Below are 22,744 nucleotides of genomic sequence, written 5' to 3' on the forward strand. Positions count from 1 at the left end.
CCGGGCAGGTGGCTCGCACCGGCCTCGTACCTGCGCCGCTGAGCTTCCTGACGCAACACCAATCAAAGGTGGGAGGGGGCCTGCCCCCGATGGCAGTGTGTCAGTCACAATAAAGTTGACTGACACACCGCTATCGGGGGCAAGCCCCCTCCCACAGGTTGATCTGCATTTGATGGGGTTTCGGGGTTCGCTTGCCGGGCAGGTGGCCAGCACCGGCCTCGTACCCCTGAGCTTCCTGACACAACACCAGGGGGCTTGCCCCCTCCCACACTTTGATCTGCATTTGATGGGGTTTCAGGATTCACTTGCCGAGCAGGTGGCTCATGGCAGTCTTGAGCTTCATCGGCCGCACTGGCTTATGCATCAAGGTGTGCCCCAGTTCGCGGATCTGTAGCTTCAGCTCGTTGTTGTAGTTGGCGGTGATCATCATCGCCGGGATCGGGCTGGCGCGCCGGGCGTTGATGCGTGCCACGGCGTCGACACCGTTCTGCTCATCGTCCAGGTGGTAGTCGGCGATCAACAGGTCCGCCTCGGCATGGTAGTTGTCCACCTGCCGCGCCAGGTCCTGCTCCGACAGTGCGGTGATCACGCTGCACCCCCAGCCTTCGAGCAAGGTGCGCATGCCCGCGCAAATGGCTGCGTCGTTATCCAGCACCCACACCCGCGCGCCTTGCAGGCGTTCGAGCATCGGCTCGGTCATCGCCGGCATGGGCAATGAACGCGGAGCAGTGGCGCTTAACGGCACCTCCACCGAGAACATCGAGCCCTTGCCCGGCCAGGATTTGACGGTGATGCGATGGCCGAGTATCCCGGCGATCTTCTCCACGATCGCCAGCCCCAGGCCCAACCCGCGGTCCTGATCGCGCCGCTGCACATCACCGCGCTTGAACTCCTGGAAAATCTCCTCCAGGCGCTCCTCGGCAATGCCCATGCCGCTGTCCCACACCTGGATCGACAAACGCTGGTGCTGACGCCGGCAACCGAGCACGATGCGCCCCTGATAGGTGTAGCGAATCGCATTGCTCAACAGGTTGCGCAGGATACGCGCAAGCAGCTGGATATCGCTGCGCACCAGCGCCGAACAGCCGATAAAGTGCAACGCCAAACCTTCGCTGCGGGCCAGTTCGGTGTATTCCACAGCCAGGTTGTCGAGCAACTCGCTCAAGGCAAACGGGGCGATATCGGCCTTGATCACCCCGGCGTCCAGCTTGGAGATATCCACCAGGGTACCCAGCAGGTTTTCCACGTCTTCCAGGGAATTGCTCACGTTGCGCACCAGGGTTTCATTGGCCTGGGGCTCGCGGCGTTCGAGCAAGGCACCGGTGAACAGCCGCGCGGCGTTCAGCGGTTGCAGCAGGTCGTGGCTGACGGCGGCGAGGAATTTGGTTTTCGACAGGTTGGCCTGTTCCGCCTCCAGCTTGGCTTCACGCAGGCGTGACTCCACCCGGCGACGCTCGTCGATCTCGCGCAGCAGTTGGTCGTTGAGCGAGGTCAGCTCCGAGGTACGCTGGGCGACGCGCTGCTCCAGATGCAGGTAAGCCTGATGCAAGGCTTCGGCGGTGCGGCGGCGTTCGGTGATGTCGCGGATCAGCACGAAAATCCCCACCACTTCGCCATTGGCCAGGCGGTTGGGCACGTAGGAGCGCAGCATGTAGCGCTCCTGGTTCTTGATATTGGTTTCGGCGAATTCGAAGGTCACGCTCTCCCCCGCCAGCGCGCGGGCGACATACGCATCCAGGCGCTGGCAGTGCTGTTCGCTGTGCACTTCGCGCAGGCTCTGCCCGAGCATCATGCCCCGTGGCCAGCAGTACCATTCTTCGTAGACTTTGTTGGTGAACTCATACACCAGGTCGGCATTCAGGTAGCCGATCAGGGCCGGCACATGGTCGGTGATCAGGCGAATCCAGCGCTCGCTTTCCTGGGCTTTTTGCGCGGCGGCCTGTTCCCGCCGCAGCGTTTCGGCGCGCAGCCGGGCGTTGATCAACAAATGGTTGCTGGCGCGCAGTTCGGCCATCGCCTGGTTGAGTGCGTCGGTGCGCTCGCGCACTTGTTCGGCCAGTACCACCGAATGCTGGAAGGTGGTGTACGGGTCATTGCCCTGGGTCACGCCGGACTCGATACGCTCGATCAACGCCGCATTGATCCGCGCCAGCTTGTGGTTGTCCTGGCGCAGTCGCGCCACCTCGGCCAACAGTTCAGTGCGATCCAGGAGCTCGACCTCGGGCAATGGCGACGCCGGTGAAGGTTTGGTTGATATGCATGCCATTGAACTGTTCTCCGTAGGTGTTGAACCCCATCACCCGATGGTCACGCAGAAAGCAGCCGATTTGTTCGAGGTTGTCGCTGTCTTCCAGCTCCAGGCGCCGCAGGAAGCAGTCGCAACCAATGGTCAGCAGCAAGTCGCCAAGACGCGATTGCAGGCCGTCGAACAGGTTTTCCAGGTTCGGCAGGATCGGCCCCGGCTTCATCACGGTGAGCACGATGCCGTTTTCCACCGCACAGTAGAAACTCAGGCTCAGGTCGTCATGCACCTGCTGGATCGCCCGCACGTAGTACTGGTCATGGATACGCACCGCCAGCGGGTGGGCAGCGAAGATACGGTGGTCAAGGTCGGCCACGGCCACGCCGATATGTCGCGCGTATTCTTCGGCGGCGGGTTCGGCGTTGAGTTCGAAGACGCGGCGCGACGGGCTGTCGGCGCCGGTCACCACCAGTTTTTCGCTGCGCGGCAGAATGTGGTGAGTGGTGAAGACCTCGAAATCCAGCCAGGTATTGACCAGCACCACCACCGCCGCACCGCTGTGAAAGGCGCCGTTGAAGTACACGTGAGTGTGGGTGAGGAAGTTGTCGTCACCGGCCGAACCGCCGAAGTGCGGAATGTCGCCAAGCGCGGCACTGAGGGCGGCGAGCACCATTTCTTCACGACTGGACAAACCATCGAGCAAGGTCAGGGCGAAGGTATTGCCCTTGATCGGCGCCAGGGTGTTGCTGCGACAGCCGCCCACGAGACGTTCGACCATCTGCTGGGCGTCGATCAGGCTGAAGTGTTCCACCTGGTCGATCAATTCGGTGGCGATGGAAAAGTGCGCGTGGTTAAAGCCCATTGCCGTGACGCAATTACGGCCATAGCCTTCAGGCGTGATCTCGCCGGCACTGGTGCAGCCCACCACCCGTACGCTGCCGAAGCACTGTTGCAGGGCCTGGCCCAGGGCCCGTAGATCGTAGGAGGCTGAGCAGAAAAACAGCACGAAGCCCAGGTATGGATGCAGCAGTTGCTCGGCCAATTCCTCGGCGGCCTGCCTGGCATCGATCGCCTGGGACATGGCACTGACTACGCCTTCACTGTTGTGCATCGTTGGTTCCCCCTCTGAGGCATGAGTGTACGAAGGGCGGGGGGCGGGACCTATGCTACTTGGGTACTGGGTGGGGGGATGCGATGGGATGAAGTTTCACGGTATCGCACCGCCCCTCCAGTTGGATTGCAGTGCAGGGGTTACCAGGTGAGCACGGCTCCGACGGCGAAGGTATCGGTGTCTTCATTCTGCGCGCGGGTGTCATGCCCCTTGATCTGGAACTGGTTGTACTCGGCCACCAGCTTCAGGTTGGCATTCACGTCGTGGAACAGTGCAATGCCCCGGGTCTCATAATCCGCGCCGCTGCCCACCACGCCGTTGCCGTCGTCCTGGGTCTTGCCATAGGACAACGCCAGGCGGTTCTTGCCCAGCTTGTACGAGCCCTGGAGCAGGTAGCCGTTGCTGTCGACATTACGCAGGGTCGCCTCGCCGGCATTGTTGGTGAAGAACGGGTTGATGCCCTTGGCCTGGAAGCCCGAGCCGGTCAAGGACAGGCCGCCCATTTTCGCCTGCACGCCATAACCCAGGCCCTTGGAGGTGACGGACGCCACGGTCGAGTCGGTGTTGTCGGAGGTCTGGTAGCTGCCGTTGAGCCAGCTGTAGATTTTCGCCCCGCCGAGGTCGAACTGGTAGGTGACCTCGCTCTCGGTGCGCGGGTTCTTCTGGTAGGCCTTGCCTTGGGGGCTGCTGTCGTTGGTATCCACCGGGTCGAGGATGCCCACGGCAACGCGCAGGCCATCCATCACCGGGGTGCGGTAGGTGATCTGCGAGGTGGGGAACGGGTACGGGTAACCGCTGCCGATATTGCCGAACGACACCCCGCCGCCATCCACCAGGCCGAGGCTGTCGCTGACCTGGCCGTAGCCCGCGAGCAGCTCATCGAGCAGGATATTGGAGCGCGCGAACAGGCCGAAATCCTTGCCGATCAGCACCTCGCCCCACTCCGGGTTGGCCACGGTGCCGTAGAACTGGCGCACGTCGATGGCGGTGTCGGTGCCATTGGTTTCGCTGTCGTTGATGGTCACCCAGAACGATGCGCGGGCGCCGAGCTTGAGGTCGTCAGCCTGCTTGCTCATGTTGAAGCCCAGATAGTTGGGCAAGAAGCCCATCTTCACCCGCGCCTGGCGCCGATCGTATTGGTCTCCGGCGCGGTCCACCTTGCTGTTGACGTAGAAGGCGTTGATGTAGCCATCGGTGGAAAAGGTCGTGTCGTCTTTGTCATACAGCATGATTTCCGCATCGGCGAACGGGCTGAGCCCGAGGCTGAGAATAAAAGCAGGTAACAGACGCAGGGGGAGGTTCTTATTGTTATGCATGGTGCGCTCCGCAACAGGGACGTGATGTCGGAGGCGATTATCGAAAGACGCCAGGCCCCGGCCTACGCTGCCTTGGCCGTGATTTGAGGGTGCTTTGGGCGGGCCGGGGGAGCCCGGCAAATGGGGCGTAAGACGGGCCCGGAGACAGGCCCGGCACTTAGGACGTAAGACCGGCCTTAACCAACATGCCGAGGGCCACCAGGACACACAGGCTGGCGAACCCCACTTGCAAGGTACGCGCAGGGATATGCGCACACAGGCGCCGGCCGATGAGCATGCCGACGATGCTCGCGCCGATAAACACCCAGCCCACCGCTTCGATGCTCACCCCGGCCTGCATGGCGCCCGCCACACCGATCAACGAGATCAGGCTGATCACCATCAACGAGGTGGCGACGATGCCACGCATCTGCACATCGGTCAGTTGCTTGAACGCCGGCACGATCAGAAAGCCACCGCCGACCCCAAGCAGGCCCGACACGGCACCGGTCACCGCGCCCAACGCGGCCAAGGTCGCGCTGCATTTGGCGGTCCAGGCCAGGCGCCCGGTCTGCTGGTCGAGCATGCAGTTTTTCTGGCCCCAGGACGCGGCGCCATGGTCACTCGGCCCGGTCTCGACCTTTTCGCGCTGCAGCATGCGCCAGGCCACCAGCACCATCAGCGCACTGAACAGGCCCATCAGCAGCGGCTCGGGCATTTGGTGGGCGAGAAATACGCCCAAGGGTGAAAACAGCGCACCGAGCAAGGCGATCAACAACGCGGCGCGATAACGGACCAGGCCGTGGCGCAACCCATCGATCGCCCCGACCGCCGCCGCCGCGCCCACGGCAAGCAACGACACCGGCGCGGCCTGGGTCATGCTCAACCCCAGGCCCAGTACCAACGCCGGCACCCCGAGGATGCCACCACCGGCACCGGTCAAGCCCATGACCAGGCCCATCAACATCCCCAAAAGACTGGCCAGCAGCATTCAATCCACCTTGGTCAGACGGGTCTGCCACTCACGGCCCTTGAGCAGGCCAATGCCTGCCGAACCGCCGGTGACAACGATATCGCCACTGATGGTCGGTCCCCAGTGTTGGTCATTCATGGTCGATCGCCTTTCTTATCGTCATGCACACAAGGGTCGCTGCCGTATGGCCTCACGCCCAGCTTTTCATGACCGCGCCGCAGTAAAGACCGGACAAGGTCTTCATCACTTGGATCACTTCGTGGCTGGCCAGGCCGTAGAAGATGTATTTACCTTCGCGGCGGGTCGACACCAGCCCTTCGTCGCGCAGGATGCCCAACTGTTGTGACAGCGTGGGCTGGCGCACACCGGTCATGGTTTCCAGCTCGCCGACATTGCGCTCCCCCTGGGTCAACTGGCACAGGATCAACAAGCGATCCTCGTTGGCCAGGGCCTTGAGCAAGGAACACGCCTTGGACGCCGACGCGCGCAACTGGGCGACTTCGCCTTCACTCAGAGTAGATTCCATTTGCCGCGGGTCCTTTCTCTCACTTAAGCTCAAAACATTATGTGTAAATGTAAACTGATTGTAATCACTTTTTTCCTCACCGGGGACAGCCGCCATGCCAGCGTTGATTCAAGCCTTTCTGGACGAGGCATCGTCGACCTACACCTACGTCGTCTATGAAACCGATGGCAGCGCCTGCGCCATCGTCGACTCGGTGCTCAACTACGACCCGGCGTCCGGACGCACCGACACCGCCCAGGCCGATAAGGTGATTGCTTTTGTGCGCGAGCATCACCTGCAGGTGCAGTGGCTGCTGGAGACCCACGCCCATGCGGACCATCTGTCTGCCGCGCCGTACTTGCGGCGGATACTGGGCGGCAAGATCGCCATTGGCCAGTGCATCAGCAAGGTGCAGGACGTGTTCAAGAACCTGTTCAATCTGGAGCCGGAATTTCGCGTCGACGGTTCGCAGTTCGATCACCTGTTTGCGCCGGATGAGGTGTTCCATATCGGCTCTCTGAAGGCCAAGGCCCTGCACGTCCCCGGGCATACGCCAGCGGACATGGCCTACCTGATCGACGACCAGTTGATCCTGGTGGGCGACACCCTGTTCATGCCGGATGTCGGCACCGCCCGCTGTGACTTCCCCGGCGGCGATGCGCGCCAGTTGTATGCGTCGATGCGCAAACTCCTGGCCTTCCCCCCCCAGACCCGGCTGTACGTGTGCCATGACTACCCACCCGAGGGCCGCGCGGCCCAATGCCTGACCACCGTGGCCGAGCAGCGCGCGGGGAATATTCATGTGCATGACGGGGTGGACGAAGCGGCGTTTGTGGCAATGCGCACCCAGCGCGATGCGGGCCTTGGGATGCCCACGCTGTTATTGCCGGCGATCCAGGTGAATGTGCGAGCGGGCAATATGCCGCCAGCGGAGGGGAATGGGGTGGTGTACCTGAAGATTCCGTTGAATCAGCTCTAAAGCCATCCTGCGTGGCGTCCATGCCGTTGCATGCTCCGGGGGTATTTCGCAGGTGTGATCAGGCTACGGCAAATTTCGACACGATCTGCTTGAGGTCCACCGCCAGCCTCGACAGCTCTTGGCTGGCGATCGAGGTCTGACCAGCCGCCGACGAACTCTGGATGGAAAGATCGCGAATACTGATCAGGTTCTGGTCCACGGACCGGGCCACGTGGGCCTGCTCCTCGGAGGCGGTCGCAATCAATAGGTTACGGTCATTGATATCCGTGATGGCCTCGGTGATCTGAGTAATGGCCAGGCCCGCTTCATGGGCGATCTTCAACGAGTCCAGCGCTTCGTTGCGGTTGAGGGCCATGGAAGACACCGCGTCACTGGAGCACGTCTGGATTTTCGCAATCATCTGCTCGATTTCCTGGGTCGAGGTTTGCGTCCTATGGGCCAGTGCCCGCACTTCGTCGGCCACCACCGCAAAGCCCCGCCCCTGCTCCCCTGCCCTGGCGGCTTCAATGGCCGCGTTCAAGGCCAGCAGGTTGGTTTGCTCGGCAATCGAGCGAATGACTTCAACCACCCGGGCGATGTCCTGCGCCTGCTTGGCCAACCCTTCGACTTCGATACCGGTCTGCTGCACCGTGGCGCTGAGTTTCTCGATCGAGGCGATGGTTTGCGTCACACGCTCATGGCCAACTTTGGCCGAGCGCTGGGAGTCTTGCGTCGACTGGGAAGCCGAAACCGCATTGCGCGCCACTTCTTCCACCGCCGCGGTCATCTCGTTAACCGCCGTGGCCGCCTGATCCGTTTCCATGCTTTGGCGTTCAATCCCTGCACTGGACTCGCGGGTAATGGCGCTCATCTCTTCCGCAGCCGAGGCCAACTGCCCGGACGCCTCAGAAATATGCTGCAAGGTACTTTTCAGGTTCATTTGCATGGACGCGGTCGACCGTTGTAACTCGGTCAACTCGTCATTGCCGTTGACGGCGATGGCGACACGCAAATCGCCGTCGGCAATTTTGCCGGTCGACACCAACAATTCACGTACCGGCTTGATAATGCTGCGGGTAAACAAACGCGCAACCACGAGGGTGACCAGCACTGAGCCGATCATCAGTAGCCAGGTAAACAGACGCGCGGCTTGATACTCACCGGAGGCAACTTGCACCGCCTGGCTGGAGCCGCGGGCATTCAACTCGATCAGTTCGCTGATGGAGCGTTGCACTTCAAGCGCAATAGGCCCGTTGACGTCACGCAAGTAAGTCGACATCTGCTCAGGGGACAGGGTGGAGACTTGCGCAAGAAACTCATCGGTTTTCTGGACGTAGTTCTTGATCCCGCTCATTGCCTGCTTGTACTTGGCTTCTTCCTCGGGGCCCGACACTAACGGTGCATAGCGTTCGGCAACTTCAAGCGCGGCGGCACGAATGCTTTTGAGTTTCTCAAGGGACGCGGGGTCCTGGTGGTCGCTTTCCATGGCAAAACGACGCAGATCAAGACGCAGCTTGTAAAACGCCGCATCTATCTCACCGCCCAGACGAATACTGGGCAGCCAGTTAGTTTCTATATCGACAGTCGACGAATAAACTTTGTCGACTTTTATCAGCGTCATGGCCCCTTGTATCAACAGTAGAAGGCACACCACACCAAAACATAGCGTGGTACGAAAGTTCAACTTCAAGGCTCTCATGGACATCGCGGCTCACCCCTTTCCTGGGCCGCGAACTTCACGGCCTTATGGGTGTTAATGTGTTGAAACGGATGTGAAAAATACGTGACTGATTAAGCAATTTTTTATTTATAGCTGGAAATAATAAAACAACTACTTTAGTTATCTAGCTAACTATCAAAGTGGTGAGTCTTATCACCTGTTGGTATCAGACCATCAACCCATCCGGTGGCAGTGGCAACGCGGTCTTGTAACGCACCTGTTTGAGCGCAAAGCTTGAGCGAATATTCGCCACCCCCGGCACTTTGGTCAGGAAGTCCATCATGAAGCGCTCCAGTGACTGGATCGTTGGCACCAGTACGCGGATCAAATAGTCGGGGTCGCCGGCCATCAAATAGCACTCCATCACCTCGGGCCGGTCGGAAATCGCGCCTTCAAATTGCTGCAAGGCCAGTTCGTTCTGTTTTTCCAGGCTGACGTGGATAAACACGTTCACGTGCAGCCCCAGCAAATCGGCATCCAGCAGGGTGACCTGGTCACGGATCAGGCCCAGTTCCTCCATCGCCTTGACCCGGTTGAAGCACGGCGTGGGGGAGAGGTTGACCGAACGGGCGAGGTCGGCGTTGGTGATGCGCGCATTCTCCTGCAGGGCGTTGAGAATGCCGATATCGGTACGGTCCAGTTTGCGCATGAGACAAAATCACCTGTTTATTATGTTTATGCAGTTTTTTTATCCGCAAATGAGCCGGAGCGCAACGAAACAGAGATAAATATTCTTCTACACCGAGCCTATGATTGTTGTAGGACAAGATTTCTTCTACCCGAAGACTGACTGTCAGCTAGCGCGCCCACTACAAGAAATTTACAAGATCGAGCGTAGAAAGCCATGAACCAGCCGTATGCACCACTGCGCCTGCACGTTCCCGAACCCTCGGGCCGCCCAGGCTGCAAGACCGACTTTACCTACCTGCGCCTGACCGACGCCGGCCTGGTGCGCAAACCCGCCATCGACGTAGAACCCGCCGACACCGCCGACCTGGCCAAGGGCCTGATCCGCGTGCTCGACGACCAGGGCCAGGCTCTGGGCCCATGGGCCGAAGGGGTGCCTGTCGAGGTCCTTCGGCGCGGCATGCGCGCCATGCTCAAGACGCGGATCTTCGACAACCGCATGGTGGTCGCCCAGCGTCAGAAGAAAATGTCGTTCTACATGCAGAGCCTCGGCGAAGAAGCCATCGGCAGCGCCCAGGCCCTGGCCTTGAACATCGACGACATGTGCTTCCCCACCTACCGCCAGCAAAGCATCCTGATGGCCCGCGACGTACCGCTGGTGGACCTGATCTGCCAACTGCTGTCCAACGAGCGCGATCCGCTCAAGGGTCGCCAACTGCCGATCATGTACTCGGTCAAGGATGCAGGTTTCTTCACTATTTCCGGTAACCTCGCCACCCAATTCGTACAAGGCGTGGGCTGGGGCATGGCCTCGGCAATCAAGGGCGATACCAAGATCGCCTCCGCCTGGATCGGCGACGGCGCCACCGCCGAATCGGACTTCCACACCGCGCTCACCTTCGCCCACGTGTACCGCGCGCCGGTGATTCTCAACGTGGTCAACAACCAGTGGGCCATCTCCACCTTCCAGGCGATTGCCGGCGGTGAAGCCACCACCTTCGCCGGACGCGGCGTCGGTTGCGGCATCGCCTCCCTGCGCGTGGATGGCAACGACTTTATCGCGGTGTATGCCGCCTCCGCCTGGGCTGCCGAGCGTGCGCGCCGCAACCTCGGGCCAACCCTGATCGAATGGGTTACCTATCGCGCCGGCCCGCATTCCACGTCGGATGATCCGTCCAAGTACCGCCCTGCCGACGACTGGAGCCACTTCCCCCTGGGTGACCCGATTGCCCGCCTCAAGCAGCACCTGATCAAGATTGGCCAGTGGTCCGAAGAGGAACACGCGGCGGTCAGTGCCGAACTTGAAGCCGAGGTGATCGCCGCGCAGAAAGAAGCCGAACAGTACGGCACCCTGGCCGGTGGCCAGATTCCAAGCGCCGCGACCATGTTCGAAGACGTCTATAAAGAGATGCCGGAGCACTTGAAGCGCCAGCGTCAAGAGTTGGGGGTCTGACATGAACGATCACAACAACAGCATCGAATTGGAAACCGCCATGACCACCACCACCATGACCATGATCCAGGCCCTGCGCTCGGCCATGGATGTGATGCTTGAGCGTGACGATAACGTGGTGGTATTCGGCCAGGACGTCGGTTATTTCGGCGGCGTGTTCCGTTGCACCGAAGGCTTGCAGAGCAAATACGGCAGTTCGCGGGTGTTCGACGCACCGATCTCGGAAAGCGGCATTATCGGCGTGGCGGTGGGCATGGGTGCCTACGGCCTGCGCCCGGTGGCAGAAATCCAGTTCGCCGACTACGTCTACCCCGCCACCGACCAGATCATCTCGGAAGCCGCGCGCCTGCGTTATCGCTCCGCCGGCCAGTTCACCGCGCCGCTGACCATGCGCATGCCCTGCGGCGGCGGCATCTACGGCGGCCAGACCCACAGCCAGAGCATCGAAGCGGTGTTCACCCAGGTCTGCGGCCTGCGCACGGTGATGCCGTCCAACCCGTATGACGCCAAGGGCCTGCTGATTGCCTCGATCGAAAACGATGACCCGGTGATCTTCCTGGAGCCCAAGCGCCTGTACAACGGCCCGTTCGATGGCCACCACGACCGCCCGGTCACGCCGTGGTCGAAACACCCGCAGGCACAAGTGCCGGACGGTTACTACACCGTGCCGCTGGATGTGGCCGCCATCGTGCGCCCAGGCTCGGCCGTGACCGTGCTGACCTACGGCACCACCGTGTATGTGTCGCAAGTCGCCGCCGAAGAGACCGGCATCGACGCCGAGGTCATCGACCTGCGCAGCCTGTGGCCGCTGGACCTGGAAACCATCGTCAAGTCGGTGAAAAAGACCGGCCGTTGCGTGGTGGTGCATGAAGCCACCCGTACCTGCGGCTTCGGCGCCGAACTGGTGGCGCTGGTGCAGGAACATTGCTTCCACCACCTGGAAGCGCCGATCGAACGCGTCACCGGTTGGGACACCCCCTACCCACACGCGCAGGAATGGGCGTATTTCCCAGGTCCGTCCCGAGTGGGCGCGGCGTTGAAACGGGTCATGGAGGTCTGAATGGGCACGCACGTTATCAAGATGCCGGACATTGGCGAAGGCATTGCGGAAGTTGAACTGTCGGCCTGGCATGTGAAGGTCGGCGATATGGTCGTCGAAGACCAGGTGCTGGCGGATGTGATGACCGACAAGGCGATGGTGGATATTCCCTCGCCGGTCCATGGCAGGGTGATTGCCCTCGGCGGCGAGCCGGGTGAAGTCATGGCCGTGGGCAGCGTCCTGATCAGCATTGAAGTGGAAGGCGCAGGCAATACCAAGGATGCGCCGGTCACCGCGGCACCGGTGAAAGCCGCGCCGGTGGTTGAAGCCAAGGCGGCCCCGGTGGTGGAAAGCAAGCCGGCCGTGGCGCCACACGCCCCCGTGGCTCGCGATGCCAATGAACGCCCACTGGCCTCCCCCGCCGTGCGCAAGCATGCGTTGGATGCGGGTATCCAACTGCGCCTGGTCCAGGGCACGGGCCCTGCCGGCCGGATCCTGCACGAAGACCTGGACGCCTACTTGCTGCAGGGTTCGCTGAAAACGTCCGCTGCCGCCAACCCCTACGCCGAACGCAACGACGAAGAACAGATCCCGGTGATCGGCATGCGCCGCAAGATCGCCCAGCGCATGCAGGACGCCACCCGCCGCGCCGCGCATTTCAGCTATGTGGAGGAGATCGACGTCACCGCCCTGGACGAATTGCGTGTGCACCTCAATGAAAAGCACGGTGCCACACGCGGCAAGCTGACCCTGCTGCCATTCATCGTGCGCGCCATGGTCGTGGCGTTGCGGGAGTTCCCGCAGATCAATGCGCGGTACGACGACGAAGCCCAGGTCATCACCCGCCTTGGCGCCGTCCACGTGGGCGTCGCGACGCAGAGCGATGTGGGGCTGATGGTGCCGGTGGTGCGTCACGCCGAGGCGCGCAGCCTGTGGGGCAATGCCGAGGAAATCGCGCGCCTGGCCACCGCCGCGCGCAATGGCAAGGCCAGCCGCGACGAACTGTCGGGGTCGACCATTACCCTGACCAGCCTGGGTGCCTTGGGCGGTATCGTCAGCACCCCGGTGCTGAACCTGCCGGAAGTGGCCATCGTCGGCGTCAACCGCATCGTCGAACGGCCGATGGTGATCAAGGGCCAGATCGTGATCCGCAAGATGATGAACCTCTCCAGTTCCTTCGATCACCGAGTGGTCGATGGCATGGACGCGGCACAATTCATCCAGGCCATTCGCGGCTTGCTCGAACAACCCGCCAGCCTGTTCCTGGAGTAAGGGCATGACTCAAACACTGCATACCACCCTGCTGATTATCGGCGGCGGCCCCGGCGGTTATGTGGCCGCCATTCGCGCCGGCCAGTTGGGCATCCCGACCATTCTGGTCGAAGGCCAGGCATTGGGCGGTACCTGCCTGAATATCGGCTGCATTCCGTCCAAGGCCCTGATCCATGTGGCCGAACAGTTCCAGCAAACCATCCACCACAGCCAGGGTTCCCAGCTGGGCATCGAAGTGGATGTGCCGACCCTGGACATCCGCAAAAGCGTGGAATGGAAAGACGGCATTGTCGATCGCCTGACCACTGGCGTTGCCGCGCTGCTGAAGAAACACAAGGTGCAGGTGATCCACGGCTGGGCCAACGTGGTGGACGGCAAGACCGTCGACGTCGGCGACCAGCGCATCCAGTGCGAACACCTGTTGCTGGCCACCGGCTCGAAAAGCGTCAACCTGCCGATGCTGCCGATTGGCGGGCCGATCATCTCCTCCACCGAAGCCCTGGCGCCGACCCGCGTGCCCAAGCGCCTGATTGTGGTGGGCGGTGGCTATATCGGCCTGGAGCTGGGCATTGCCTACCGCAAGCTCGGCGCCGAAGTCAGCGTGGTGGAGGCGCAGGAGCGCATCCTGCCCGCCTATGACGCCGAACTGACCCAACCGGTGGCTGAGTCCCTCAAGCAACTGGGAGTGAAGCTCTACCTCAAGCACAGCGTCACCGGCTTCGAACACAACCACCTGCAAGTGCGCGACCCGAATGGCGACACCTTGTCACTGGTGACCGACCAGGTATTGGTGGCCGTCGGTCGCAAACCCAATACCCAGGGTTGGAACCTCGAGGCGCTGGACCTGGAGATGAATGGCGCGGCGATCAGGATCAACAACCGTTGCCAGACCAGCATGCACAATGTGTGGGCGATCGGCGACCTGAGCGGCGAGCCGATGCTGGCGCACCGGGCCATGGCCCAGGGCGAGATGGTCGCGGAACTGATCAGCGGTCAACACCGCGAATTCAACCCGGCGGCGATCCCGGCAGTGTGCTTTACCGACCCGGAACTGGTGGTGGTCGGCAAGACGCCCGATGAAGCCAAGGCCGCCGGCCTGGACTGCATCGTGTCGAGTTTCCCGTTTGCCGCCAACGGCCGCGCGATGACCCTGGAGTCGAAAACCGGTTTCGTACGGGTGGTAGCGCGGCGGGACAATCATCTGATTGTCGGCTGGCAAGCGGTCGGTGCCGGCGTGTCCGAGCTGTCTACCGCGTTCGGCCTGAGCCTGGAAATGGGCGCGCGCCTGGAAGACGTGGCGGGCACTATCCATGCCCATCCGACGCTCGGTGAGGCGGTGCAGGAAGCGGCACTGCGTGCGCTCGGGCATGCCTTGCACCTTTAACCGGGCTCACAACGCCGTCTGTAGGAGCGAGGGGGACGCCTAGTTCTTGCTCGCGAAAATCGTCAACGATAACGCGTGAAACCAGAATGAACGCGGCGCCCTTGAGTTTTTCGCGAGCAAGCTCGCTCCTACAAGGGACGCGGGGGATGCGAACGGACCTGCGAATGCAGTATTGTTGCGCCCATTCAGAAAAAAACCGACTTGACCAAAGATAGAGGGTGTCATGGGTAACGAAAGCATCAATTGGGACAAGCTGGGTTTTGACTACATCAAGACCGACAAGCGGTTTCTCCAGGTCTGGAAAAACGGCGAATGGCAAGCCGGCACCCTGACCGACGACAACGTGCTGCACATCAGCGAGGGCTCCACTGCCCTGCACTACGGTCAGCAGTGCTTCGAAGGCCTCAAGGCCTACCGCTGCAAGGACGGCTCGATCAACCTGTTCCGTCCGGACCAGAACGCCGCACGCATGCAGCGCAGTTGCGCGCGCCTGCTGATGCCGCACGTCCCGACCGACGCGTTCATCGACGCGTGCAAACAAGTGGTCAAGGCCAACGAGCGGTTCATCCCGCCGTACGGCAGCGGCGGCGCGCTGTACCTGCGCCCGTTCGTGATCGGTACCGGTGACAACATCGGCGTGCGTACCGCGCCGGAGTTCATCTTCTCGGTGTTCTGCATCCCGGTCGGTGCCTACTTCAAGGGCGGCCTGGTGCCGCACAACTTCCAGATCTCCACCTTCGACCGCGCCGCGCCACAGGGCACCGGTGCCGCCAAGGTCGGTGGCAACTACGCCGCCAGCCTGATGCCGGGCTCGGAAGCGAAGAAATCCGGTTTTGCCGACGCGATCTACCTGGACCCGATGACCCACTCGAAAATCGAGGAAGTCGGCTCGGCCAACTTCTTCGGGATCACCCACGACAACAAGTTCATCACACCGAAGTCGCCTTCGGTGCTGCCAGGCATCACCCGCCTGTCGCTGATCGAACTGGCCAAGACCCGCCTGGGCCTGGAAGTGATCGAGGGCGAAGTGTTCATCGACAAACTGTCGGACTTCAAGGAAGCCGGCGCCTGCGGGACTGCCGCCGTGATCTCGCCGATCGGCGGTATCCAGTACAACGGCAAGCTGCACGTGTTCTACAGCGAGACCGAAGTCGGCCCGATCACCCAGAAGCTCTACAAAGAGCTGACCGGGGTGCAGACCGGTGACGTCGAAGCGCCAGAGGGTTGGATCGTAAAAGTCTAAGCCAGCAACACTGCAAAACCTTGTGGGAGGGGCGGTGCGACGATTCGACTTGCCCCCGATGGCAGTGGGTCAGTGAATGAATCTGTTGACTGATACTCCGCCATCGGGGGCAAGCCCCCTCCCACATTTGCTCTCCAGTGTATTCAAGAATCCTTCGGGATATTCTCGACAATCTTCTTGCCCATGCTGATCCTCGGCTCCACCCCGTACCCCAGCGCCTCGTAAAACCCCGCCACCGCATCATTGCCACTGGTGATCTGCAGGTTGATCTTCATGCAGCCCAGGGCCGTCAGTGCCTGTTCCGCATGCCGCACCAGCGAGGAGCCCAGGCCATGACGCCGATAGTCGGCGTGCACGGCCACCGAGTACAGCCAGCCGCGATGGCCGTCGTAGCCGGCAAGAATCGTCCCGATCACGGTTTTTTTGTCCGTCGCCACGAAAAACAGCCCGTCATTGACCGCCTGTTTCTTATCGATCGCCAAGGTCGGCAGGTTATGCGCCGTGTCATAACCAAACGCCTCCTGCCATAACGCCACCACCTGCGCCCGATGCTGGCGGTCGCGATACGGCCCGATGGGATGGCGCGACAGCAGCGCCTTTTCCATCACCAACGTGCGCTCATTGCCGTGGTAGACATCGCGTACCGTGTGAAAGCCCAGCTTGGTGTAGAACGGCTCGGCGGTCAGCGAGGACGGCACACTCAGGGTCGTCACCCCCGCGTCCCGCGCGCGCAGTTCGATTTCAATCATCAGCAGCCGACCAATGCCCTGCCCGTGCAGCGCCGGGTTGACGAACACCGAGCGCACCACATTTCCATCCAAGGCCGCCGTGGCGACGATCACCGAGTCCTGCACCGCCACCAGCACCACACGGCGCTTGAGCAGGTCCAGCACCGCGTCCGGCGTGAAGTTGCTGGCCACCCGCGCAATCACCTCCGCCGGATAATCCCGCGCATTGCTGCTGTGCAAAGCCGCGAGGATGACCTGGCTGATCCCTTCGGCATCGGCGGATTGGGCGAGACGAACGACGGTAGACATGGTTCCTCCTGGCTGACGGCGCTATAACAGTCGCCACTGTACCAATGTGGGAGGGGCCTTGCCCCTGATAGCGGTGTGCCAGTCAGATAACCTGTAACCGAAAGATTGCTATCGGGGGCCAGTCGAATCGTCGCACCGCCCACTCCCACATTTTGACCGCATTCCACCCCCGGCAGCCGATTCGGCTGCCCTACCCCCCTTTTCAGCTTTCCCGGCTGAGCCGCCCCGTTGTTTCAGCCGGGATTCATACCGCACAAGCCACAAAATAGCCCCACAGCTCACCCCATGGATTCGTGCACCCATGCAAACCACCAACACCGTCCTGATGATTCGCCCGGCGCGCTTTGCCTTCAACCCGGACACCGCGATCAACAACCGCTTCCAACGTGCGCCCCTCGACCCGCTCGGTGCACAGCAGAAAGCGCTGGAAGAGTTCGACGGCTACGTCGACACCCTGCGCCAGCACGGCGTGGAAGTACTGGTGGTGCAGGACACCCCGGCGCCTCACACCCCGGACTCGATCTTTCCCAATAACTGGTGGAGCAGCCACGCCGATGGCAGCCTGGTGCTGTACCCGATGGAAGGCCAGAACCGCCGACTGGAGCGCAACAAGGGGGTGCTGCAAGTGCTGGAGCAGCGCTTTGCGATCAAGGACACCATCGACCTCAGCCACCTCGAACAACAAAACATCTTCCTCGAAGGCACCGGCAGCATGGTGCTCGACCGTCAGCACCGTATCAGCTACGCCTGCCATTCCGGGCGCACCCACCACGCCGCCCTGCGCCAGTTCGCCGAACGTCTCGACTACCAACTCTGCGTGTTCCACGCCGTCGACCGGCACCATGCGCCGATCTACCACAGCAACGTGATGATGAGTGTCGGCCGCGACCTCGCGGTGGTGTGCCTGCAAGCGCTGCCCGATGCCAACGAACGCCAGGCCCTGGAGCGCTCGCTGCGCGACACCGGCAAAGACATCCTCGGCCTCGACTTCGACCAGCTCGAAGCCTTCGCCGGCAACATGCTCGAAGTCCACGACCGCGACGGCCAGCCGCTGCTGGTGATGTCTGCCAGTGCCTGGAGCGCGCTGCAACCGGCCCAGCGCCAGCATGTGGAGCGCCACACACGGCCGGTGGTGGTGAACATCGACAACATCGAACGCATCGGCGGCGGCAGTGCCCGCTGCATGCTGGCAGAAGTGCATCTGCCCGCCCGTCCCTCATTTCAATAAGGAGTCTTGCCATGACCCGTTATATCGACGTCAACGACCTCAGCTACCTGGTTTCGCAAAAAGGCCTGCAAACCTGCATCACCGAGATGGCCGAGTACATCCGCGCCGACTACCTGCGCTGGCAGGACTTCGAGAAATGCGCACGCCTGGCCAACCATTCGCCGGATGGCGTGATCGAGCTGATGCCGGTGTCCGACGCCTCGCTGTACGCCTTCAAATACGTCAACGGCCACCCGAAAAACACCCTGGCCGGCATGCTTACCGTGATGGCCTTTGGAGCCCTGGGCGACGTGGACACCGGTAAACCGGTGCTGCTGGCGGAGATGACCCTGACCACCGCGATTCGTACCGCCGCCACCTCAGCCCTGGTGGCCCGCTACCTGGCCCGCGACAACAGCCGCAGCATGGCGTTGATCGGCAACGGCTCCCAGAGCGAATTCCAGGCACTGGCCTTCCACGCGATGCTCGGCATCAACGAGATCCGCCTGTTCGACATCGACGCCAGGGCCACCGCCAAGCTGGCCACCAACCTCAAGGCATTCCCGGCAATCAAGGTGATCCTGGCCGGCAGCGTGGCCGAGGCCGTCAAAGGTGCGGATATCGTCACCACCGTCACCGCCGACAAAGCCTACGCCACCATCCTCACCGACGAGATGATCGAACCCGGCATGCACCTTAATGCCGTGGGCGGCGACTGCCCAGGCAAGACTGAGCTGGACCGACGCATCGTCGAGCGCGCCCGGGTGATCGTCGAATACGAACCGCAAAGCCGCATCGAAGGTGAAATCCAGCACATGCCGGAAGACTCGCCGGTGACCGAGTTGTGGCAGGTGATCAACGGCCAGCAGCCCGGCCGTGAAAATGCGCGCCAGGTCACCCTGTTCGACTCGGTGGGGTTTGCCATCGAAGACTACTCCGCCCTGCGCTACGTGCTCGACGTCGCCAAGGCGCTGGATGTCGGCAGCGAGCTGGAACTGGTACCCGACCTGGCCGACCCGAAAGACCTGTTCGCGCGCCTGGCCCAACAACCTCGTGCACAGCACAAAAAGCGCGCCTGAGACCGCTCTGGCCTGCCGCTTTCCGCCCAGGGCAGGCCGGATTTCCCGGACTGAAAAGCCGATTCATAGGGTGCTACAGCCGATTCCGCTGCATTGCTTGTTTTAACAGCGCAATTTGCGCTTTGAGCCGGGGGTAAACGACACAAAAAACGCACCACCATGAAGCATTCTCTGTGGCGAGCGGGCTTGCCCCGCGTTGGGCTGCGCAGCAGCCCCAATAAAAACGCCGCGTCGTGTCTGTAAAAACGCGGTGAATGGCTTGGGGCTGCTACGCAGCCCAACGCGGGACAAGCCCGCTCGCCACAACAAGTGGGCTCCCCACAAGAAGCCGAACGACCACAAAGCTGCACTAAACAATAAAGACTCGATTCACCTTTTGACTGCCCTGACATCAATTACAAAATATAGGGACTTACACATGACTCCACTGCGATCACTCTTCGCTGCGTTGCTGTTGCCACTGTGCGCCACCACCGCCCACGCCCAGGATTGGAAAGAAATCCGCTTTGGCGTATTCCCCGAGTACCCCCCGTTTGAATCCGTGGCCGCCGATGGCAGCCTGCAAGGTTTCGATATCGAGTTGGGCAACGCCATCTGCGCCAAGCTCGAAGTCAAATGCACCTGGGTGCACAACGAATTCGACGGCATGATCCCGGCCCTGCGTGCGCGCAAGTTCGACGCGATCATGTCGTCCATGGCGGTGACCCCGGCGCGCGAGAAAGTCATCGACTTCACCGACCGCCTGTTCCTCAGCCCGACCTCGGTCATCACCCGTAAAAGCGCCGAGTTCGGCGACACGCCGGAATCGTTGAAAGGCAAGCAAGTCGGTGTGCTGCAAGGCTCGCTGCAAGAAGCCTATGCCCGTGCCCAACTGGCCAAGCTCGGCGCGCAGATCAAGGCATACCAGTCCCAGGAACAGAACTACGCCGACCTGCAGAACGGCCGCCTCGACGCCACCCTGACCGACAAGCTCGAAGCCCAGCTCAACTTCCTGTCCAAGCCTGAAGGCGCCGACTTCAAGACCGGCCCGGCCTTCAAGGACCCGACCCTGCCCCTGGACATCGCCATGGGCCTGCGCAAGAACGACCAGGACTTGCGTGCGCTGATCAACAAGGGCATCGCCGCTGTACAGGCAGACGGCACCTACGCGCAGATCCAGAAGAAATACTTCGGTGATCAAGACATCTACAACGAGTAAGCCCCACCGGCCAAAGCCCTTGTAGGAGCTAGCTTGCTCGCAAAGGTCGTAAACGGTAACGCAGCGAATCCGGTTTAACGCGGTGCCCTTGAGTTCTTCGCGAGCAAGCTCGCTCCTACAAAAGGGCGTCGTTCCTTTAGAGATCCCCCCATGAACGAACTCCTCAACTTGCAAGGCTACGGCCCGATGCTGGCCCAGGGTGCCTGGATGACGCTCAAGCTGGCGCTCCTGGCGCTGGCCCTGAGCCTCACCCTGGGCCTGGTCGCCGCCGGTGCCAAGCTCTCCAGCGCCAACTGGCTGCGCGTGCCGGCGACGCTCTACACCACGCTGATCCGCAGCGTGCCGGACCTGGTGCTGATCCTGCTGATCTTCTACAGCTTGCAACTGTGGCTCAACGACCTGAGCGAAGTATTCGGCTGGAACTACTTCGAAATCGACCCGTTCACCGCTGGGGTGATCACCCTGGGGTTTATTTATGGCGCGTATTTCACCGAAAACTTCCGTGGCGCGATCCTCAGCGTGCCGGTCGGCCAACTGGAAGCCGCGACCGCCTATGGCCTGAGCCGCTGGCAGCGGTTTCGCCTGGTGCTGTTCCCGCAGTTGATGCGCTTCGCCCTGCCGGGCCTGGGCAATAACTGGCTGGTGCTGCTCAAGTCCACGGCGCTGGTGTCGATCATCGGCCTGTCGGACCTGGTCAAGGCCGCGCAAAACGCTGGCAAGACCACCAATGAGCCGTTGTACTTCCTGATCCTCGCCGGCCTGGTCTACCTGGTGATCACCACCCTCTCCAACCGCATCTTCAAGCGCCTCGAGCGGCGCTACAACCTCGGCATCAAGGGGATGGCGCGATGATCGAACTGTTCCAGCAATACGGCCTGGCCTACCTGTTCAGCGATGGCGCGGGTTTGTCCGGCGTCGCCATGACCCTGTGGCTGTTCATTATCTCGGTGGTGTTCGGCTTTGTCCTGTCGATCCCCCTGGCACTGGCCCGCGTCTCGGAACACGTCTGGCTGCGCTGGCCAGTGGAGGTGTACACCTACCTGTTCCGGGGCACGCCGCTGTATATCCAACTGTTGATTTGCTACACCGGGCTGTACAGCCTGGAGGTGGTGCAGGACAACGCCCTGCTCAACCAGTTTTTCCGCAATGCCTTGAACTGCACCCTGCTGGCCTTCGTGCTCAACACCTGCGCCTACACCGTGGAAATCTTCGCCGGGGCGATCCGTAATATTCCCCACGGCGAACTCGAAGCGGCACGCGCCTATGGCCTGCATGGCTGGCGCCTGAACCTGTTTGTGGTGGTACCGGCCGCGTTGCGCCGGGCGTTGCCGGCCTACAGCAATGAAATGATCCTGATGCTGCACGCCACATCGCTGGCGTTTACCGCCACCGTCGCCGATATCCTCAAGGTGGCCCGCGATGCGAATGCCGAAACGTTCCTGACGTTCCAGGCCTTCGGTATCGCTGCCCTGCTCTACATGCTGCTGTCCTTTGCACTGGTGGGCCTGTTTCGACTGGCCGAACGTCGCTGGATGCGTTTTCTTGTTCCTACCCGAGGCTAACCCATGAATCAGTCCGCGCAGGCCCTGGCCACTTATCCTGTCGATGTCCCCGCTACACGAACGGCCACGGCTGCCGTCAAGCTGCAGGTCGAAGGCATCCATAAACGCTACGGCGAACACGAAGTGCTCAAGGGCGTGTCCCTCAACGCACGCAACGGCGATGTGATCAGCCTGATCGGCGCCAGCGGCTCGGGCAAAAGCACCATGCTGCGTTGCATCAACTTCCTCGAACAACCAGATGCCGGGGTCATCACCCTGGACGGCATCAGCATCGAAATGCGCCAGGGCCGCGCCGGTACCCGCGCACCGCACCAGGAGCAATTGCAGAACCTGCGCACGCGCCTGGCCATGGTGTTCCAGCATTTCAACCTGTGGAGCCACATGACCGTGCTGGAAAACATCACCATGGCCCCGCGCCGGGTGCTGGGCGTGAGCGCCGCCGAGGCGGAAAAACGCGCGCGCCTGTACCTGGACAAGGTCGGCCTGCCTGGCCGGGTGGCGGATCAATACCCGGCGTTCCTGTCTGGCGGTCAACAGCAGCGCGTGGCCATCGCCCGGGCCCTGGCGATGGAGCCGGAAATCATCCTGTTCGATGAACCGACCTCGGCCCTCGACCCTGAACTTGTAGGAGAGGTCCTCAAAGTCATACAGACGTTGGCTGAGGAAGGTCGTACCATGTTGATGGTCACCCACGAAATGGGCTTTGCCCGCCAGGTGTCCAGCCAAGTGCTGTTCTTGCATCAGGGCCGGGTCGAAGAACAAGGCGGCGCCGAGATCCTCGACCACCCCAACAGCGAACGCTTGCAGCAATTTCTTTCCAATCGTTTGAAGTGAAACCC

20 protein-coding genes are annotated in these 22,744 nt (G+C 61.7%); 12 read left to right on the forward strand and 8 right to left on the reverse strand.

What is annotated here, in order from left to right; translation table 11 throughout:
- Positions 1-301: 301 nt before the first annotated feature.
- From QU606_RS23625 to QU606_RS23645, 5 genes are all read right to left on the reverse strand, one after another.
- Positions 302-2,266 (reverse strand): PAS domain-containing hybrid sensor histidine kinase/response regulator, encoded by a 1,965-nt coding sequence (locus tag QU606_RS23625; protein WP_024076327.1) that lies wholly within the window; start codon positions 2,264-2,266, stop codon positions 302-304.
- Positions 2,196-3,353 (reverse strand): nitric oxide-sensing protein NosP, encoded by a 1,158-nt coding sequence (nosP, locus tag QU606_RS23630; RefSeq protein ID WP_304997582.1) that lies wholly within the window; start codon positions 3,351-3,353, stop codon positions 2,196-2,198. Before nosP ends, QU606_RS23625 begins: the two co-directional genes overlap by 71 nt.
- A 140-nt stretch (positions 3,354-3,493) precedes the next feature.
- Positions 3,494-4,669, reverse strand: a complete 1,176-nt coding sequence (locus tag QU606_RS23635; RefSeq protein ID WP_168232103.1) for a porin — start codon at positions 4,667-4,669, stop codon at positions 3,494-3,496.
- A 157-nt stretch (positions 4,670-4,826) separates the two neighbouring features.
- A complete protein-coding gene (locus tag QU606_RS23640) occupies positions 4,827-5,639 on the reverse strand; it encodes a sulfite exporter TauE/SafE family protein (protein WP_024076330.1) in 813 nt (270 codons plus the stop codon).
- Positions 5,640-5,811: 172 nt separating this feature from the next.
- The gene (locus QU606_RS23645) at positions 5,812-6,147 is read right to left on the reverse strand and encodes a metalloregulator ArsR/SmtB family transcription factor (protein ID WP_024076332.1); all 336 of its coding nucleotides are present in this window, start codon (positions 6,145-6,147) and stop codon (positions 5,812-5,814) included.
- Between the two features lie 94 nt (positions 6,148-6,241).
- Between QU606_RS23645 and QU606_RS23650 the strand changes: the two genes are divergently transcribed.
- Positions 6,242-7,105 carry an MBL fold metallo-hydrolase gene (locus QU606_RS23650; RefSeq protein ID WP_102625601.1) on the forward strand — a complete coding sequence of 288 codons (864 nt, stop codon included), beginning with the start codon at positions 6,242-6,244 and terminating at the stop codon, positions 7,103-7,105.
- Between the two features lie 58 nt (positions 7,106-7,163).
- On the opposite strand, the gene QU606_RS23655 is transcribed toward QU606_RS23650, so the two are convergent.
- Positions 7,164-8,789 carry a methyl-accepting chemotaxis protein gene (locus tag QU606_RS23655; RefSeq protein WP_304997583.1) on the reverse strand — a complete coding sequence of 542 codons (1,626 nt, stop codon included), beginning with the start codon at positions 8,787-8,789 and terminating at the stop codon, positions 7,164-7,166.
- Positions 8,790-8,970: 181 nt separating this feature from the next.
- On the reverse strand, positions 8,971-9,453 hold the full coding sequence (locus tag QU606_RS23660; RefSeq protein WP_017847498.1) for an Lrp/AsnC family transcriptional regulator: 483 nt from the start codon (positions 9,451-9,453) through the stop codon (positions 8,971-8,973).
- A 195-nt stretch (positions 9,454-9,648) separates the two neighbouring features.
- Between QU606_RS23660 and QU606_RS23665 the strand changes: the two genes are divergently transcribed.
- The 5 genes from QU606_RS23665 to QU606_RS23685 all read left to right on the forward strand — a co-directional run bounded on the left by QU606_RS23665 (position 9,649) and on the right by QU606_RS23685 (position 15,822).
- Positions 9,649-10,884: a 3-methyl-2-oxobutanoate dehydrogenase (2-methylpropanoyl-transferring) subunit alpha gene (locus tag QU606_RS23665; protein WP_069076571.1), complete on the forward strand. Its 1,236-nt coding sequence runs from the start codon at positions 9,649-9,651 to the stop codon at positions 10,882-10,884.
- A gap of 1 nt (position 10,885) precedes the next feature.
- Entirely contained in the window at positions 10,886-11,944 is a 1,059-nt protein-coding gene (locus tag QU606_RS23670; protein WP_024076336.1) for an alpha-ketoacid dehydrogenase subunit beta, read from the forward strand.
- Positions 11,945-13,195: a dihydrolipoamide acetyltransferase family protein gene (locus QU606_RS23675; RefSeq protein WP_277379473.1), complete on the forward strand. Its 1,251-nt coding sequence runs from the start codon at positions 11,945-11,947 to the stop codon at positions 13,193-13,195.
- A gap of 4 nt (positions 13,196-13,199) precedes the next feature.
- Entirely contained in the window at positions 13,200-14,579 is a 1,380-nt protein-coding gene (gene lpdA / locus QU606_RS23680; RefSeq protein WP_024076338.1) for a dihydrolipoyl dehydrogenase, read from the forward strand.
- Positions 14,580-14,802: 223 nt separating this feature from the next.
- Complete coding sequence (locus QU606_RS23685) at positions 14,803-15,822, forward strand: branched-chain amino acid aminotransferase (RefSeq protein WP_024076339.1); 1,020 nt, start codon at positions 14,803-14,805, stop codon at positions 15,820-15,822.
- 143 nt (positions 15,823-15,965) lie between these two features.
- Here QU606_RS23685 and QU606_RS23690 read toward each other — a convergent pair whose 3' ends face one another.
- Positions 15,966-16,859 carry a GNAT family acetyltransferase gene (locus QU606_RS23690; RefSeq protein WP_304997584.1) on the reverse strand — a complete coding sequence of 298 codons (894 nt, stop codon included), beginning with the start codon at positions 16,857-16,859 and terminating at the stop codon, positions 15,966-15,968.
- A 301-nt stretch (positions 16,860-17,160) separates the two neighbouring features.
- Here QU606_RS23690 and ctlX point away from each other — a divergent pair, with 301 nt between their 5' ends.
- The 6 genes from ctlX to QU606_RS23720 all read left to right on the forward strand — a co-directional run bounded on the left by ctlX (position 17,161) and on the right by QU606_RS23720 (position 22,739).
- Positions 17,161-18,087 (forward strand): citrulline utilization hydrolase CtlX, encoded by a 927-nt coding sequence (gene ctlX / locus QU606_RS23695; protein WP_024076341.1) that lies wholly within the window; start codon positions 17,161-17,163, stop codon positions 18,085-18,087.
- A gap of 11 nt (positions 18,088-18,098) precedes the next feature.
- Positions 18,099-19,145 (forward strand): ornithine cyclodeaminase, encoded by a 1,047-nt coding sequence (locus tag QU606_RS23700; protein WP_069076569.1) that lies wholly within the window; start codon positions 18,099-18,101, stop codon positions 19,143-19,145.
- Between the two features lie 418 nt (positions 19,146-19,563).
- Positions 19,564-20,343, forward strand: coding sequence for an ABC transporter substrate-binding protein (locus QU606_RS23705; protein WP_024076343.1), 780 nt, complete (start codon positions 19,564-19,566; stop codon positions 20,341-20,343).
- Positions 20,344-20,493: 150 nt separating this feature from the next.
- Positions 20,494-21,195: an ABC transporter permease gene (locus QU606_RS23710; RefSeq protein ID WP_024076344.1), complete on the forward strand. Its 702-nt coding sequence runs from the start codon at positions 20,494-20,496 to the stop codon at positions 21,193-21,195.
- Positions 21,192-21,905 (forward strand): ABC transporter permease, encoded by a 714-nt coding sequence (locus QU606_RS23715; protein ID WP_024076345.1) that lies wholly within the window; start codon positions 21,192-21,194, stop codon positions 21,903-21,905. Before QU606_RS23710 ends, QU606_RS23715 begins: the two co-directional genes overlap by 4 nt.
- A gap of 3 nt (positions 21,906-21,908) precedes the next feature.
- Entirely contained in the window at positions 21,909-22,739 is an 831-nt protein-coding gene (locus tag QU606_RS23720; protein WP_024076346.1) for an ABC transporter ATP-binding protein, read from the forward strand.
- The last annotated feature ends 5 nt before the right edge of the window (positions 22,740-22,744 follow it).

The organism is Pseudomonas sp. OVF7, from assembly GCF_030644265.1.
Classification (GTDB): domain Bacteria; phylum Pseudomonadota; class Gammaproteobacteria; order Pseudomonadales; family Pseudomonadaceae; genus Aquipseudomonas; species Aquipseudomonas gorinensis.